Source organism: Sulfurovum sp. MH2-6, assembly GCF_058374785.1.
In genome coordinates this window covers 1,018,801-1,034,703 of record NZ_CM178170.1, presented here as the reverse complement: position 1 = coordinate 1,034,703, position 15,903 = coordinate 1,018,801, and the positions used below count along the sequence as shown (strand labels likewise).

Here is a 15,903-nt window from a genome sequence, read left to right as displayed (position 1 = left end):
TTTTAACCGCAATTGTATATCAAATATGTGACTTTTGCGGCAACATTTTTCCTATTTTTTTTGACAAATATTCTTCTGATACATCTACCAAAAACTTACCTGAAAGGAACTTCCTTCCAATCAGCATCGGGAACTTCATATCTGCACGACTGGTGAGAGAGACAATACTCTCATAGGCTTGTCCAAAGAACACAACTTCGACTTTAATGGATGGTCTCATCTGCAACTGACCATTCGAGCTTCTGACCTTTTTCACTTTATAAAGCGGTCGTTGCAATCGTTTACCGTGATAAGCAGGGTGTACTTCATCAAGCAGTGTAAAATGCACCATATTGTTCTCATCGATCTCTATATGATCACAGTGCAGTGCATTGGAGTCTGCCCCTGTATCTACTTTCGCATCAAGATCAAAGAGTTCAAGATCTATGATGGATATAAGTTCCTTACTTCCGATTACTTGCTTCTTCTGCATGTAACTCCTTATTGATCTCTTTTTAAATAATAACACAACTTTTAATCAAAACCCTATTTTGTAAGATAAAATCCCGGGGCATAAGCAGTTGATAGCACTTTAAACTACAGGTAGCGTTAACTTTATAACAGCTATTTATGATACACTTTTTTTTAATTATTGAATGGAGTATTATGAAAGTTCGAATCTATTATGAGGACACCGATGCAGGCGGTATCGTCTACCATACCAACTATATCAAGTACTGTGAGAGGGCAAGGTCCGAACATTTTTTCTCTCGGGGCATGATGCCGGGAGAAGGCAACAAGTCCGGCTTTGTCGTAAGAAAGATAGATGCCGATTTCCTGGGGAGTGCCAGACTGGGTGATCTTCTGGAGGTCAGGACCTCCGTAGAGGAGTTTAAAAAAAGCAGCCTTATACTGCTGCAGGAGATATATAAAGAGGAGACCAAGCTCTTCAGTATGAAGGTGATGCTTGTCTATGTCGAAGCAGGAAAACCACGCCGAATCCCCGAAAAGTTAGCAAATATTCTACTTGACTTCGGCGAGTAGGTGCGGGATCAGCCACTTTTTGCCATCTTTTTTTGACACTCGCTGCAGATCCCATACAGTTGCATCAGATGATCGGTAAGCACAAACCCATTCTCTTCTGCGATCTGTTGTTGGAGTTTTTCTATCTGCTCATTTTCAAACTCAACGATCTTTCCGCACATCGTACAGATAAGATGATCATGATGGGGCTTATTTGCCATCTCAAACTTTTTACCCTGTGTACCTAAAGATATCGAACTCACAAGCCCGTTCTCTTCAAGCAGCGAAAGCGTACGATAGACCGTTGCGATCCCTATATTCAAGTCAGGATATTTCTCTTTTACCAACAGATAAAGATTTTCAGAAGTAAAATGCTGGGGATTATTATAAAGTGTCGAGAGTATCGCCTCTCTCTGTTTGGTAAACTTCAGGGAGTTCGCCTTAAGGATCTTCTTAAACTCCTTGAGCAGCTCGTCATAGCTCATCGTTTCAAAATTCTTCATCAGAATACCTTTTTGATAGTGATATTCATATCTTACCCAAAGCATGTAAACATCGCAAAGCAATCAGTGATAAAACCATCTATTTATATAAAATGATAATTATTGTCAATTTAATAACTCATTAAGAAATAAAATGAAATACTTCGCACGTTAAAAATTTAATAATGATATTAGATATCAATATTATATAGGAGATAAGGGTTTGTCCATCAATGATCTACAGAGATGTATAGAAAAACGTAAAGCGAACAATTCTCAAGCAAGGGAGGTGATCTTCCGTGTCCTTTTAGATGCGGATGAGTGTCTTAATGTGGCTGAGATACTTTCAGCTACGAAAGAGATATGTCCCAAAAAGATATCGCTCAACACCGTCTACAGGCATTTAAACTTTTTTATTGAATGCGGGCTCGTCATTTCACTGCAGAATGAGAGTAAAAAGGCCTACTACTCTATCGCAGATCAAAACAATAAAATTTTTACGATGTGCCCAAAATGCGGCCGTATCCAGAAGGTAGTTCAAGAGAATGACACATTCACTATCCTGGGCAAATGGTATCGTCACTCAGAATATATCACGATACATAAAAAATGTGAAAGGTGTATCTAAAGATTCAACAGAGAGAAGATATAGAGATTTTATAGATTATGTTTTGTTGCGATTGCATGGTTTTTTCCTCTATAAATTCTCTCTTCTCTTTGTTGAGTTTTTAACTCATACAATAGATCTGTAAGGAGTAACAATGGCAAGCTATATGTTGAGAAAAGAGTCAAAACAGATATTAGAGCAGATGGGTGTGGACCATTATGATAAACAATTTGTATGTCCTATACTCAAAGTGCTTCAGATGAGACACAGAGATCTGGATATTGATCAGGCAGTCAAAATCGTCAAAGATGTACTTGATCAATAGATCAGTTGAGAGATATATTTTAGGAATTAAATAAAAACAGAACAATTTAAATGAGAACGATTGTCATTTTAAATCTTATTAAATATTGACTTTGGTTAAATTCGATAATTGTTTTCATTTGAAACAAACAATAAATTAAAGGGAATAGATGAAACAACTAATTTTATTAAGTCTGGCGGCATCTGCAACATTGATGGCAGCAGAAAATATCGGTACGGTTACTGTGGAGGATGTTACTGAACGTCTTGAGCGTTTTGGAAAACTGAAAGATGTGATCGTAAAGACAGAAGTGATCACAGAAGAAGCGATAGAGAAAAAACAGGCAACAAATCTCTCCGAAGCTGTGGATAATGAACCGGGTATCCAGTCTGCAACAGGATGTTCTATGTGTGGAATGAAGCGTGTACGCATCAATGGGATGAAAGGGGAACATACCACCGTACTTGTTGATGATGTACCTATGCACTCAACCGTTTCCAGTTACTATGGATTGGATGCCTTGACGACTGCCGGGATCAGCAGTATCGAGGTTGCGCGCGGTGCAGGTGCATCACTTATCGCTCCGGGTGCTATCGGTGGTGTCATTAACGTGAAGTCGAAAAAGGCAACCGAAAACAGTCTCTTTATAGATATCAACGGAGGGAACAAGGACTATCGTAACCTTTCACTGGTTGGAACTGCGGTCAGTGATGACCGCAAGACCCGTGCTACGGTATCGGCGCAATACAGTAACCAGGGACAGTGGGATGCGGACAACAACGGTGTCAATGAATCTCCGGAACTTGAAAACCGTTCGGCGAGTGTACGTCTCTCCCATGACTTCAGTGACCAGGACAATGTCGATCTCCGCTATACGACACAAAAGTCTGATGTATTCGGTGGACCTGTAACAGACAATCACCATCAGGCGATGATGGACGGAACGGGAGACAACCCGTCATTTGTCGATGACGATGTACGCAACCAATATAACGGCGAGCTGCTTGCAACACTAGAAGCGATTACCACAGAACGTGAAGAGGTGATTGCAAGATGGACACATGAGATCGATGAGGACAGCAACTTTGTGCTTACAGGGAGTGTCGCCAACCAGGTACAGGACTCTATCTATGAAGGGGGATCATACTATGGAGAGGATGATTCAAAGTATGCAGACTTTCGTTACAACACCTTTGTCGGAGAAGATCATTTCCTGACAGCAGGGCTTGATACAAAGACGGAAGAGATGGATTCTACGCAAAATATCACCCCTGAACAGGATGATTTTAACATGGACTCCTACGGATTCTATATACAGGATACCTGGACACCATCCGACCATTTGGAGATCGCCGCAGCGGTACGTATCGATAAGATCAAAGTTGACTGGACAGATCAACCTGGTACAGAGATCGATAAAACAGTGATCGTACCACGTCTGCATATCAAGTATGATCATGAAAACCACTTTGTCTCACGTATCAGTGCAGGACAGGGTTACCGTGCACCTCTGACATTCTTCGAGTCTGAGCATGGTATCCTGGATGATGGTTTTGCCATTGATATCGATGATATTGAAAAATCAAACTCCGCAGGATACTCTCTGAGCTATGACAGTGACCGTATTACGGCAACGGCATCGGTGAACTGGACACAGATTGAAAACCTAGCATATATTGATGACAGCGGTGTGGTCCCGACATTGAAAAATGCCGATGAAAAGATGAATATTACCGTAGCGGATATCGTGGCGGGATATCAGCTGACACCTGAGCTTAGTATCGGTGGAAGTTTTGAGTACTTTAGTTACGATGATGCATACAAAGCACACCAGTTCCTGGCACAGATCGAAGAGCGTGCTAAATTGATGGTTGATTACGAGTCGAATGGATGGGCAGCCAACTTGACTGCTACTTGGGTAGGAAGCCGTGATCTTAGCGAATATGGATATGAGGGATGGAACCGTCTCGATGATATCGGAAACAGCGACTTGGCAAAAGATACAAATGCGCCTGCCTACTATACGGTTGATATGAAAGTATCTAAAGAGGTCAATAAAAACTTTACACTCTATGTGGGAGTGAAGAACCTCTTTGACTATACACAGGCAGGTGATGAGGATACGCCGCTCTTTTATGATGCTGACGGCGGATACGATGTCGGATATATCTACGGACCGCTACGTGGAAGACAGTTCTATGCAGGTGTACAGGCGAAGTTTTAGCAATAGTGTCACTCTATAGGAGTGACGCTTCTCTACTTCTCAATAGTTGTCGGCACGTTGCCAAAATAAAAAAAAGGAATTTTTATGTATCAGAACAGAATGATGAATATCACGGTTTTTATGATCGTGACAGCACTGCATGGCTGGATTCTTGTGGCTTGATGCCGATAAGTAAAAGTCGAGGTCTAAGTTGAAATTTTCTAAAAGTGTAAATCTTCTGGCATTTGTTTTGATTGTGGTTTTGCATGGACTCTTTTTCTATACCAACCCAAAGAGCAGTCAGGTTGTCGTGGCGAAACAGAGCGAGCAGGTGCAGAAGCTTGATCTGAGCACTGTTACGATAGAACCAGAACCGGAACCAGAGCCAGAACCTGAGCTAGAACCAAAGCCTGAGCCTGAAGCAAAGCCTGAACCTAAGCCAAAGCCGAAACCGAAAAGGGTTCATAAACCGGTAAAGAAACCCTTGGCAAAATCCAAACCCAAACCGAAACTCTCTGCATCAAAAGCTAGGATAGTAAAAGCAAGCTACATTGCATTGGTTAAAGCTGCGATAGAGGCAAATAAGTACTATCCCAAAAGAGCCAAACGGCTTAAACACGAGGGAGTGGTTACATTGCGTTTTACGATACTTGCCGATGGCTCGATATCCAATATCAAAGTGATTGGAGCTTCAAACTACACAAGACTGAACGCAGGAGCAATAGAAACACTCAAAAGAGTCGGTAAATTCAAACCGATTCCAGAGAAACTGGGAATGAAGCGTTGGGAGATTGATCTGCCAATTAACTATACATTGAGATAATCATAAGGAGAGAGTATGAATTTAATGAACTATATAGAACAAGGCGGTGTAATCGTCTATATTTTGATTGCGCTTAACATCATAGGATTTACAATTATGTTGGTCAAGCTTGTGCAGATTCTGATGACAAAACGCTACAAGGCAGTATTGCTGGAAGAGGTGATCACATATATCAAAGAAAAAGAGGTACCACTCCAAGATGAACATATTGTCGTAGAGTTGATAAAAGATGAGATGGCAAAACGACTCTATTCTGTTGAGAACGGATTGGGAACGGTAAAGATTATCGCCTCCATCGCACCGCTGCTTGGATTGCTTGGAACAGTGAGTGGTGTATTGCTCGCTTTTGATGCAATATCCAAAAGCGGTATGGGAGATCCTTCCATCTTCGCCGGGGGTATCTCTATGGCACTTATCACAACCGTAGCCGGTCTTATCGTAGCGATTCCACACTATATCGGTTACAATTACCTGCTCAGTATGATTGACGGTCTTGAAGCGACTATCACAAGTGAAATTCTCCCAGCAGTCTATAAAAAGCAGTGACTATGAAACGCCGTGAACAGATTACTCCGGATATGACCCCGCTGGTTGATGTCGTCTTTTTGCTCTTGATCTTTTTCCTCGTCAGTACCGTTTTCAAAAAGGAGGAGCTGGCACTGCTGCTCAATCTCCCGGCCAGCCAGTCATCTGCTGAAATGGTTGAGAAAGAGAAAATCAGCATAGAGCTCTCCCAAACAGAGTTGGCACTGAAAGGTGAAACGGTGACGTTTGAAGCGCTGGAGAGTGCACTATCACAAGTGAACGATAAAAAAAGTGCTGTGCATGTACGTATCGACAAAGAGGTGCGGTATGAGCGGATCATCAAACTGTTTGACATTTTGAAAAGATATGAACTGAACAATCTCGCACTTGTCAACCAATCAAAACAATAGTAAGCACGGAAGAGGAGCTCCAGCATAGACTCCCTTCCCTAAGCGTTACGTTTCCTTCTTCCTGCGGCTTAGTGTTAATATTATTACCAAAACCATACCCGAACAACATCTCTGTAGAGTAGGCTTTTCAATCCCGCCGGAACCTGGGGAATCATTGTATCCATCACGGGTATGGTTTTAGAAAAAAACTTGCTCAGAGCGTGGGCTTAAAATACCATCCTAGACACTTCAACTGATACGTCATCCTCGGGCTTGACCCGGGGATCCACTGGTACCTGAGAAACCATTGCCCCCGATCACAGCGTGGGCATCAAATAGTCAATAGCTATAAGATCCGGATAAAAAAATGAATGTGAGATCGTTGAGGAAAATACTGTATGTGATTATAGAGTACAGAAAGCGAATCAGATACGGTAACTAAAGGAGCTGGCAGATTTTAGATTACCGTATCTCTTATTTTGTTTATCTACTAGCTAAAATGCGGTTTGATGATCTCTATCCATTTCTGGATACGTTCTTCAGTCAGATCGTCCTGGTTATCCTCATCGAGTGCAAGACCGACAAATCCTTTTTCATTGACCGCTTCGGAATCTTCATAGTCATACCCTTCTGTAGACCATCCGTCCCCCACAACATTTGCACCCTTTTTTACCGCAGCCTCATAGAGTGTTCCCATGGCATTCAGAAAATACTCTCCGTATCCCTCCTGATCACCCAAACCGAAAAATGCCACAGTTTTCCCGGAAAAGTCCAGCTTTTCATAGGCTGAAAAGGCATCATCCCAGTCATCCTGTAGCTCCCCGTCGCCCCATGTCGAACTGCCGATGATCAGGTGGCTATAGTCGTTTAGACGCTCTGCCCCGACATCTGCAATATCATGGATATCTGCTTCAACTCCCAACGCACTCACAATATCCTCTGCTATGCTCTCTGTGTTGCCACCTGTGCTCCCGTAAAAAATGCCAATTGACATGCTTATCTCCTTTTTGATCCTTGTTTATCTAGGGATTCACCCCTTAACAAGCTATCATCCTTATTTATTTTTTGTTCTGTTTAGCACAGAATGAAAATGATGATAAAATCATTTTCACTCTATACTATGCTCATTTTATCAGGCATTGGCAGATAGCTGTGTTCAGCGGATGACTCATCCGCTAACACTCTTTTAAAGCATTGATATCGGCTCTGTTTTTTCTCTGTTTGGCGCAGAATGAAAATGAATACGGGATCACTTTCACCCTATACTCCTCCTCCCTCAAAGGTACCTGAGGAGGCATCTTGACACTGATATGTTTTTTAAACATCGTATGCTTCGGATAGACCAGGTAGATCTGCCTTATCTTGGTATGATTGAGCGTCCTGAACACCGTCTGCATATCCCGAGTTATTACAGGCTCCTTGCTCAGATTATCCTGATCGATCATATGATAGGAGGGGATCAACAGCGTATCAGGCACCTCCGTACTATGATTCTCTATTACGATACTCTTCTCATAAAGCAGTACCCTGTTCTCTTTGTTGACCATTTTCGCTCTCTCATATACGAGGTGCAGGAACATATCATCCAGGTCTGCAAGAAACCTGTACCTGCCTCCTCCCCTGATCATATCAATCCATTTTGCCGCCTTCTCCATAGATACAGAAGAACGAATAACTTTTTTGTGTCCTCTCCGAGTAAACTGATTGATTGACTGAGAAACTTTACCTTCAATAGATCTGATTTTGACAGGAGGCTTTCCTGTGAAGATACAGGGTATAAAGAGCATATTTTCGATCTTGTTTCTAAATACCTCATAGATATCTTTCCCCTGATGCATCTCTTTTTTAGAAAATTTCATCTCATCTCCGACATAGGCATTAAAAAGGTGAAAGAACATGATCCTCTTTTCCCGGTCAGAGGTTAGCTGTTCACTGTAAGGAAGATACTCTTTGATCTTACCGTTATTTTTTTGTTCGAATCCGACGAATGTCATATCGTTCTCCTATAAGATTTTGAAGAGTATAACAACAGTAAGTTTAAATTTAATTGAAATTGATATTTGTTATCATTTAATACTCTTTGCATCCTCCACATGGTGTGACTATCTTTTGCCGTTCCTCCTCCTCGATCACTGCAAGCACATGTTCCACAAATCCTCTGATCTCACCGCACTCTGACCGGGAAGCATAGTCCAGTGCCATATCATAATGATAATCCATCTGAAACAGGTCTGCTCCGTTGCGTAGCAGGAAACATACCGTTCGGAACTGCTCCTTCTCTATAGCAACCATCAATGCAGACCGACCGTTCTTATCTATCATATTGGGACTGATACCGCTTTGTATCAGCAGGATGATCAGCGCATAGTGCCCCTCCTCGATCGCATGAAAGAGTGCATGAAGTTTTGGCGCCACCATAAGACTGCTCTCAAACTCGATCAGGAGTTTTGCATTGTGCGTATGGCGATTTTGTACCGCCCAGTAGAGGGCATTTCTCCCCTCCTTATCCCGGAGATTGACCTCCTCTCCTATCAGAACCTGATAGGACAGATCTCTTTTCTCTTTTACTTCTTCTGTCACATTGAAACGGTGCGTACGGTTTTTTGGCAGTGTCATCCTCCGCTCCCTGCTCTGCTAACACTATGAAAATAGGATTTCATTTCTCTGCTTCCCAAACGATTCACGTACGCATAAAGGGTCTCTCCCTGATACTCCATCTTGATATCGATGCCCTTCTCTATCAGATAGATAAGCACTTCAAGGTTATCAAAGTTCACCGCACAGAAAGGTACTTTCATGCTATCTGAAACATGAAGTGTTGCACCGTATTCCAACAACAGTATGACATTGTGCATATTATGATGGTAGATCGCCCAGTAGAGTGCAGTATGGCCAAGTCCGTCTGTTTGGTGGGTATCCGTTCCGCGCATATACCTATAGTCCAGATCATAATTTAACTGCACTGTCTGCATAAAATCAGTCACCAAACTCTCCTTTTTCATCTCACGTCCATGAGGAAACATTCTTGCCGTCATCTTCTCTCCCTTATGATGCTCTGACATAGGTTGAAACTCTAAAAAGATTGATATACCAATCCTCATCGGCCATCCAGGACTCAAGCCCTCTGAGCGCTATCTCCATCCCCTCACCTGTGCACCTGGCATCCTCGATCAGATAAAGCGGTATGCTCAACACCTCTTCACAATACTCCAGTACAAAAAGTTCCAAACTTCTGTCCGGCGGATTCCATCCACTCTCGATGTTTCTATTGGGTATACTAAAAAAATCTTCCATCACACATCCCTTTCATAACAGCTAAGATAGTGCTCACACTCTTTACAGATCTCACTATCCTGATCCAGCTTGTGAAGGACACTGATAAACTCCTGCTTCAGACACTCAACATTGCGCGTACTGTAGACGATCGGTATATCTTTGGATTTGGCTTCCGCCCGGTAGTGTTTCATCGCATTATGGTTGAGAAAATTGGTCAACATCACTACGACATTCACATCGATAGGTATCGGTTTATCCTGTTTTCTTCCCCGTTTTTGATTTCTGGCTGTCCAGTGTATGATACGCTCAACACCAAAACTCCCTAACATCTCTTTAATGGGTTTTATCTTATCTCCCCCCAAAATTAAAACTGACATCTTTTATCCTTTTTGATAATTATTCTCAAATAATAAAAAATGAAAGCTTAAATGTTTATTTAATTGATATATATTTTCAATTTCATAAATAATTTCAGGGAAGATTTATCTTAATATCTACAATTTTTCTGAATGAGCCGGAGTACTTGGATAAGCTCAGGATGAACGGGCAGGTTTGCAGGGTGGCATAAGATGCCACGCAGATCTAAAATAGTATATAGATAGTCGCAAGCCTATTTCGTAGGGTGGGTTTGACAACCCACGCTGTGACCAAATTGTTGCATCTAGACCAACCCGTAGATCGATGCAATGATTTCCTAGGTTCCGGTGGGCTAGCAAGTCCACCCTACGGAGGTGCGGTATGCTATAAAATTCACAGTTCACTCTGATAACATCGTTTTTTACACCGTTCAATACTTCTGTTTCTCTGGTAATCTTTTTTTATAAGGTATTTATGTTCACACTTTTTCGTACAAGAGTCACACTCCTTACATTCAACCTTCACAAGAGAACTCTCTGTAACACATCCCTGCACCAAAAAACTTGCTGATAGACCAAATAGAACCAATACGCTTTTCATCTCTTCTCCTTCTATAATTTCGAAGTATTATAAAAAAAAGAGAAGGATAAAAGATTAAACTGAAAACCATTATCAATTATTTGTCTGAGATCTTAAAAATCAGCCTATTTATTTATGGGATATTGAGAGAATGTGTTGATAATAAAGTAGAGGGATAGAAAAGAAAAGAGAGGCCGAAGCCTCTCAGGAAAGAGGTGAATTATTTCACCATTGCTTCAAGATCTTCTGCAGATACTTTGTCAAAGTTAAGGTATTTGTATACGCTCTCTTTGTTTGCATCAGTGATCTTTTTGTTTACGATCTCAAGATACTCTTCTTTGTTCGGAAGACGTCCGAGAAGTGCTGCAACTGCTGCAACTTCAGCAGAACCAAGATACACTTGTGCACCTTTTCCAAGTCTGTTATCGAAGTTTCTTGTAGAGGTTGAGAATACGATTGCATTGTCTGCAACTCTTGCCTGGTTACCCATACAGAGTGAACATCCCGGAACCTCGGTTCTCGCACCAGCCGCACCGAAGATCGCATAGTATCCCTCTTCAGTCAATGTCTTCTCATCCATTTTGGTCGGTGGCACAACCCATAGTTTAGCCTTCACGGCACCTTCACCTTTAAGTACTTCACCAAGCGCTCTGAATAGACCGATATTTGTCATACAAGAACCAACGAATACTTCGTCGATCTTCTCAGTCGGTCTGTTCGGATCAGCAAGTACTTCAGAGAGTGTCGCCACATCATCCGGATCGTTCGGACAAGCAAGGATCGGCTCAGTGATCTCATTAAGGTCGATCTCGATAACCGCAGCATACTCAGCATCTGCATCCGCTTCCATAAGCTCCGGGTTTTTGAGCCACTCTTTCATTTTGTCTGCTCTTCTTTGAAGTGTAGCAGCATCCTCGTAACCATCTTTGATCATCTCTTCGATAAGCGCTACATTCGAGTTAAGGTACTCGATCACAGGCTCTTTGTCAAGTTTTACCGTACATGCAGCAGCAGATCTCTCAGCAGATGCATCAGAAAGCTCAAACGCCTGCTCACACTTCAATGTTTCAAGACCTTCGATCTCAAGCACACGTCCTGCAAAGATGTTTTTCTTACCTTTCTTCTCAACCGTAAGAAGACCGTCTTGGATCGCCTGGTAAGGGATCGCATTTACAAGGTCACGTAGCGTGATACCCGGTTGCATCTCACCTTTGAATCTTACAAGCACTGACTCCGGCATCGTAAGTGGCATCATACCTGTAACACCTGCGAACGCAACAAGTCCAGAACCTGCAGGGAATGAGATACCGATAGGGAATCTTGTGTGTGAGTCACCGCCTGTACCTACAGTATCCGGAAGACAAAGTCTGTTTAGCCATGAGTGGATCACACCGTCACCCGGTCTAAGGATCACACCTTTTCTTGAAGTCCAGAAATCCGGAAGTGTATGCTGAAGCTGGATATCTGCCGGTTTTGGATAGGCAGCAGTGTGACAGAATGACTGCATCGTCATATCAGCACCGAAGCTAAGTGCAGCAAGCTCTTTGATCTCATCTCTTGTCATTGGACCCGTTGTATCTTGTGAACCGACAGTTGTAGCGATAGGCTCACAGTAAACACCCGGTTTCACACCTTCAATACCACATGCTTTACCTACCATTTTCTGTGCAAGCGTGTATCCTTTACCGTTGTCTGCCGGCTGATCTGGTGCCATGAACATATCAGAAGCGCCCATACCAAGTGCTTCTCTTGCTTTAGCAGTCAAACCTTTACCGATGATCAATGGGATACGACCACCCGCTCTCATCTCATCCGGAAGTGTGTTTGGAGAAAGTGCAAACTCAGATACAACTGCACCGTTCTTTTCGATCACACCGTCAAATGGCTTCACAGTGATCACATCACCAGTCTCAAGCTCATCTACAGGCGCTTGAATAGGAAGACATCCTGAATCCTCTGCAGTGTTGAAGAAGATCGGAGCGATGATAGAACCGATTACCACACCACCTGTTCTCTTGTTAGGAACACCAGGGATGTCTGTACCCATGTGCCATTGAACAGAGTTGATACCTGATTTTCTTGAAGAACCTGTACCTACAACGTCACCAACGTATGCAAGCGGGTGACCTTTAGCTTTGAGTTCAGCCATCGTCTCAAGCGGGTTTTCCATTCTTGCAACAAGCATAGAGTTTGCGTGAAGCGGGATATCCGCTCTTGTAAATGCTTCAGAAGCCGGAGAAAGGTCATCTGTATTCGTCTCACCAGGGATTTTATATACTGTTACAGTGATCTCTTTTGCTAGTTCAGGCTTGTTAGTGAACCACTCTGCATTTGCCCAAGACTCTACAACCTCTTTTGCTTTAGTATTACCCGCATCCATCAATGCTTTTACATCATTGAATGAATCATAAACAAGGATCGTGTTTTTAAGTTGCTCAGCAGCAGTATCTGCTACTTCACCGTCAATTTTCAATGCTTCTACAAGTGGTTGTACGTTAAATCCACCTAGCATTTTTCCAAGGATCTCACACGCTTTTACTGCATCGATCGCATCACATGTTGCATTACCTTGAACAACATCGTTCAGAAATGCTGCTTTTACGTATGCTGCATCATCAACACCCGCAGGTACTTTGTTTTCAAACATATCCATTGCATAGTCTTGTTCTGCAATCGGAGATGCTTTCAGTAATTCTACTAGTTCAGCTACTTGCCCGGCAGTGAGTGGCAGTGGTGGTACACCAAGCTCGGCACGCTCAGCTGTATGTGCTTTATATTCTTCGATTAAGGCCATGTTAGGTCTCCTAAAGTTGGTATTTGTACCAAGATTATACCGATATGTGTTTATATTTGTAATAGTTCTGATAAGAAGAAGTAAAATGAAGCGTGATTTTGTGTAGGTTAGTTACAGGAAAAGAGAAAAGTGTTACAATATTTCCCTATTTCCTTTCGCATTAGGCTCTGAGAGTACCCCCATAGCCTCTAATTGATCGATGATATTTGCTGACCGGTTGTAACCTATCTGTAACTTTCTTTGCAAATATGAGATAGAGGTTTTATTGTCATTGAGGACCACCGCCTTCGCCTCTTCATAAAGCGGATCAAGATCGATATCCCCTGCCTCTGTGCTGCCGCCTTCACTGCTTCCGGCAACAAGGTAGTTCTCATCATATTCAGGTTCTCTTTGTGCTTTGATGAACTCTACGATCTTCTCGATCTCCTCTTCCGTACTCCATGGCGCATGCAGACGTACAAGTCCCGTCGCACCGGGAGGTGTAAAGAGACCGTCACCGCGTCCCAACAGACTCTCTGCACCCATACTGTCCAGGATCACTTTTGAGTCGATTTTCTGCCCCACCCTGTAGCTGAGTCTGGACGGAAGGTTCGCTTTGATCAAACCTGTTACGACATCGACACTCGGTCTCTGTGTCGCAACGATCAGGTGGATCCCCGACGCCCTGGCCATCTGTGCAAGACGGGCGATAGAGAACTCAACCTCTTTCCCTCCGGTCATCATCAGGTCTGCCAACTCGTCAATCACAACAACAATATAGGGGAATGGTTCTGCCGAACCGTCCTTTTTGACCTTTTCGTTGTAGTTTTCTATATTCTTGGTACGGTTCTCAGCCATCAGCTTATAACGGCGTTCCATCTCACCTACCATATTAGCCAACGCTGCGATCGCCTTTTTCGCATCAATGATCACAGGGGTCAAGAGATGCGGGATATCATTATAGATAGAGAACTCCAGCATCTTCGGATCGATCAGCATCAGTTTAAGGTGGTCAGGATCATTTCTATAGAGCAGAGAGAGGATCATCGCATTGATCCCTACCGATTTACCTGACCCGGTCGTACCCGCTATAAGGATATGCGGAAGTTTCTTGATATCCGTCACAAAAGGTTTCCCTACGATATCCTTACCCAGTGCAACGGTCAAAGGAGAGCCGGAAGATCTGAAGATCTCAGATTCAAGTATCTCCCTTAGATAGATCGTATCCACGGTATCGTTTGGTATCTCTATCCCTACCACATCCCGACCGGGGATCGGTGCCTGGATACGGATCGTCTCTGCCTGAAGCGCCATAGCCAGGTCGTCCTGTAGGTTGAGTATCTTGGAGACCTTTACATGCGGAGCGGGTTTAAACTCAAATGTTGTCACCAAAGGACCGGTATACGTACGTACTACATCCCCTTCCACTTTGAACTGCTCCAGTTTTGCCAGAAGTTCGCCTATTTTACGGTCTATCTCTGCTTCGTTCATCTTTTTGGTTGTCTTCGGTGCTTTTTGCAAGAAATCCAGCTTCGGCAATCTAAAGTTTTTAGGCTTCTCTACTTTTCCTTTTTCGATCTGCTCAAGCAGCTTGGAATTCTCTTCGAGTTCATCAACAATTTTTACACTGGAACTGCTTTTAGTAGTTTGAGGAAGAGCTTCTTCTGCTTTACGCTCATAGTGTTGCACCTCCTCCATCTCTTTTTCAAGTTCAGTGATCTCCTCAAGCACAGGATCATCATTTGGCTCTTCCCACGGTAATAATTCATTCTCCGGTAAAGCCGCTTCAGGCTCTCTCTTTTTAACTCTCTTCACCGGCTTTCTAGCTATTTTTTTCTCTTTATAAGCGTTCTTCTCAGATATCTCCATGACCGGCATCATCTCATCTTCAAGCTTCGGTGAGGCAAATGGATTGGTAAATATCTTTTTAAACACACGCTTCAATCCACCCATCAATTTTTCATATATAGAGGAGCAGGATGCCAGAGAAATACCCGGATAATTGATATCCTTGGGGCTGAAATCATCATCAAGTATAAAAACCAGTGAGAGTAAGGTGATCAAAAGCCAAGAGAGCCAAAGTCCTGCTTTTCCGATATAGGGTTCAAGGAATTCGACAATCTGAGTACCGATAAACCCGGCCTTTTCAAGATCAAATACCAAAGACTCAAAAAAAATCAAACCGATAAAGAGAAGTATCCAACCTAAATAAAAATCAATGTCTTTTGCCTTAGACCTCTCTTTAAAGAGTTTATAAAGAGGATAAAAAAGAATAAAAATATTGATATAGGCAAGATAACCAAAAAGAAAAATATTTGTCTGCCCGATCTTTTCACCGATATTTCCTACGAGTCCCGTCTCTAAAAAGAGGGTTGAAAAAGCTGCATAAATAAAGAGTATGGAGGTAACAATGAGTGCAATCTTCACGTCTATTCCCTGATTCACGTTTGATATTAATTAATGAAGTAAATTATAGCACAATAAGATAAAGGTGCTTATGAAATATCCCAAATTGAGCTTTTTCTTGTCTAGAAATCTATTGAACTATCTACGTATTTTATGCATCTGCTCTCTAAAAGATAG

At 42.5% G+C, this 15,903-nt stretch carries 18 protein-coding genes; 7 read left to right on the top strand and 11 right to left on the bottom strand.

Annotation, left to right across the window (positions count from 1 at the left end):
• Nucleotides 1–19: 19 nt before the first annotated feature.
• The gene (locus AC4JOV_RS05235; protein ID WP_229936199.1) at nt 20–472 is read right to left on the bottom strand and encodes an ATP-dependent zinc protease family protein; all 453 of its coding nucleotides are present in this window, start codon (nt 470–472) and stop codon (nt 20–22) included.
• A gap of 173 nt (nt 473–645) precedes the next feature.
• Between AC4JOV_RS05235 and AC4JOV_RS05230 the strand changes: the two genes are divergently transcribed.
• The gene (locus AC4JOV_RS05230; RefSeq protein ID WP_229936200.1) at nt 646–1,023 is read left to right on the top strand and encodes a YbgC/FadM family acyl-CoA thioesterase; all 378 of its coding nucleotides are present in this window, start codon (nt 646–648) and stop codon (nt 1,021–1,023) included.
• A gap of 8 nt (nt 1,024–1,031) precedes the next feature.
• Here AC4JOV_RS05230 and AC4JOV_RS05225 read toward each other — a convergent pair whose 3' ends face one another.
• Nucleotides 1,032–1,505 carry a Fur family transcriptional regulator gene (locus AC4JOV_RS05225; protein ID WP_229936201.1) on the bottom strand — a complete coding sequence of 158 codons (474 nt, stop codon included), beginning with the start codon at nt 1,503–1,505 and terminating at the stop codon, nt 1,032–1,034.
• Between the two features lie 202 nt (nt 1,506–1,707).
• On the opposite strand from AC4JOV_RS05225, the gene AC4JOV_RS05220 reads away from it, so the two are divergent.
• From AC4JOV_RS05220 to AC4JOV_RS05195, 6 genes are all read left to right on the top strand, one after another.
• The gene (locus AC4JOV_RS05220) at nt 1,708–2,112 is read left to right on the top strand and encodes a Fur family transcriptional regulator (protein ID WP_229936202.1); all 405 of its coding nucleotides are present in this window, start codon (nt 1,708–1,710) and stop codon (nt 2,110–2,112) included.
• 133 nt (nt 2,113–2,245) lie between these two features.
• Entirely contained in the window at nt 2,246–2,416 is a 171-nt protein-coding gene (locus AC4JOV_RS05215) for a hypothetical protein (protein WP_229936203.1), read from the top strand.
• A 148-nt stretch (nt 2,417–2,564) separates the two neighbouring features.
• Nucleotides 2,565–4,619 carry a TonB-dependent receptor plug domain-containing protein gene (locus AC4JOV_RS05210; protein WP_229936204.1) on the top strand — a complete coding sequence of 685 codons (2,055 nt, stop codon included), beginning with the start codon at nt 2,565–2,567 and terminating at the stop codon, nt 4,617–4,619.
• Nucleotides 4,620–4,809: 190 nt separating this feature from the next.
• Nucleotides 4,810–5,421 carry an energy transducer TonB gene (locus AC4JOV_RS05205; RefSeq protein ID WP_229936205.1) on the top strand — a complete coding sequence of 204 codons (612 nt, stop codon included), beginning with the start codon at nt 4,810–4,812 and terminating at the stop codon, nt 5,419–5,421.
• A 15-nt stretch (nt 5,422–5,436) separates the two neighbouring features.
• Entirely contained in the window at nt 5,437–5,967 is a 531-nt protein-coding gene (locus AC4JOV_RS05200) for a MotA/TolQ/ExbB proton channel family protein (protein WP_229936206.1), read from the top strand.
• Nucleotides 5,968–5,969: 2 nt separating this feature from the next.
• Entirely contained in the window at nt 5,970–6,356 is a 387-nt protein-coding gene (locus tag AC4JOV_RS05195; RefSeq protein ID WP_229936207.1) for an ExbD/TolR family protein, read from the top strand.
• A gap of 469 nt (nt 6,357–6,825) precedes the next feature.
• On the opposite strand, the gene AC4JOV_RS05190 is transcribed toward AC4JOV_RS05195, so the two are convergent.
• From AC4JOV_RS05190 to AC4JOV_RS05150, 9 genes are all read right to left on the bottom strand, one after another.
• On the bottom strand, nt 6,826–7,329 hold the full coding sequence (locus AC4JOV_RS05190; protein ID WP_229936208.1) for a flavodoxin: 504 nt from the start codon (nt 7,327–7,329) through the stop codon (nt 6,826–6,828).
• 181 nt (nt 7,330–7,510) lie between these two features.
• The gene (locus tag AC4JOV_RS05185; RefSeq protein ID WP_229936209.1) at nt 7,511–8,329 is read right to left on the bottom strand and encodes a hypothetical protein; all 819 of its coding nucleotides are present in this window, start codon (nt 8,327–8,329) and stop codon (nt 7,511–7,513) included.
• A 76-nt stretch (nt 8,330–8,405) separates the two neighbouring features.
• Nucleotides 8,406–8,951 carry an ankyrin repeat domain-containing protein gene (locus AC4JOV_RS05180; RefSeq protein ID WP_229936210.1) on the bottom strand — a complete coding sequence of 182 codons (546 nt, stop codon included), beginning with the start codon at nt 8,949–8,951 and terminating at the stop codon, nt 8,406–8,408.
• Nucleotides 8,948–9,397: an ankyrin repeat domain-containing protein gene (locus AC4JOV_RS05175; protein ID WP_491522193.1), complete on the bottom strand. Its 450-nt coding sequence runs from the start codon at nt 9,395–9,397 to the stop codon at nt 8,948–8,950. Before AC4JOV_RS05175 ends, AC4JOV_RS05180 begins: the two co-directional genes overlap by 4 nt.
• Nucleotides 9,381–9,629, bottom strand: a complete 249-nt coding sequence (locus AC4JOV_RS05170) for a hypothetical protein (protein ID WP_229936212.1) — start codon at nt 9,627–9,629, stop codon at nt 9,381–9,383. The genes AC4JOV_RS05175 and AC4JOV_RS05170 overlap by 17 nt, the downstream gene beginning before the upstream one ends.
• Complete coding sequence (locus AC4JOV_RS05165) at nt 9,629–9,988, bottom strand: DUF2325 domain-containing protein (RefSeq protein ID WP_229936213.1); 360 nt, start codon at nt 9,986–9,988, stop codon at nt 9,629–9,631. The genes AC4JOV_RS05170 and AC4JOV_RS05165 overlap by 1 nt, the downstream gene beginning before the upstream one ends.
• A gap of 373 nt (nt 9,989–10,361) precedes the next feature.
• The gene (locus AC4JOV_RS05160; RefSeq protein WP_229936214.1) at nt 10,362–10,568 is read right to left on the bottom strand and encodes a hypothetical protein; all 207 of its coding nucleotides are present in this window, start codon (nt 10,566–10,568) and stop codon (nt 10,362–10,364) included.
• A 199-nt stretch (nt 10,569–10,767) separates the two neighbouring features.
• Nucleotides 10,768–13,341 (bottom strand): bifunctional aconitate hydratase 2/2-methylisocitrate dehydratase, encoded by a 2,574-nt coding sequence (locus AC4JOV_RS05155; protein ID WP_229936215.1) that lies wholly within the window; start codon nt 13,339–13,341, stop codon nt 10,768–10,770.
• Between the two features lie 132 nt (nt 13,342–13,473).
• Entirely contained in the window at nt 13,474–15,747 is a 2,274-nt protein-coding gene (locus AC4JOV_RS05150; RefSeq protein ID WP_229936216.1) for an FtsK/SpoIIIE family DNA translocase, read from the bottom strand.
• Nucleotides 15,748–15,903 lie beyond the last annotated feature (156 nt).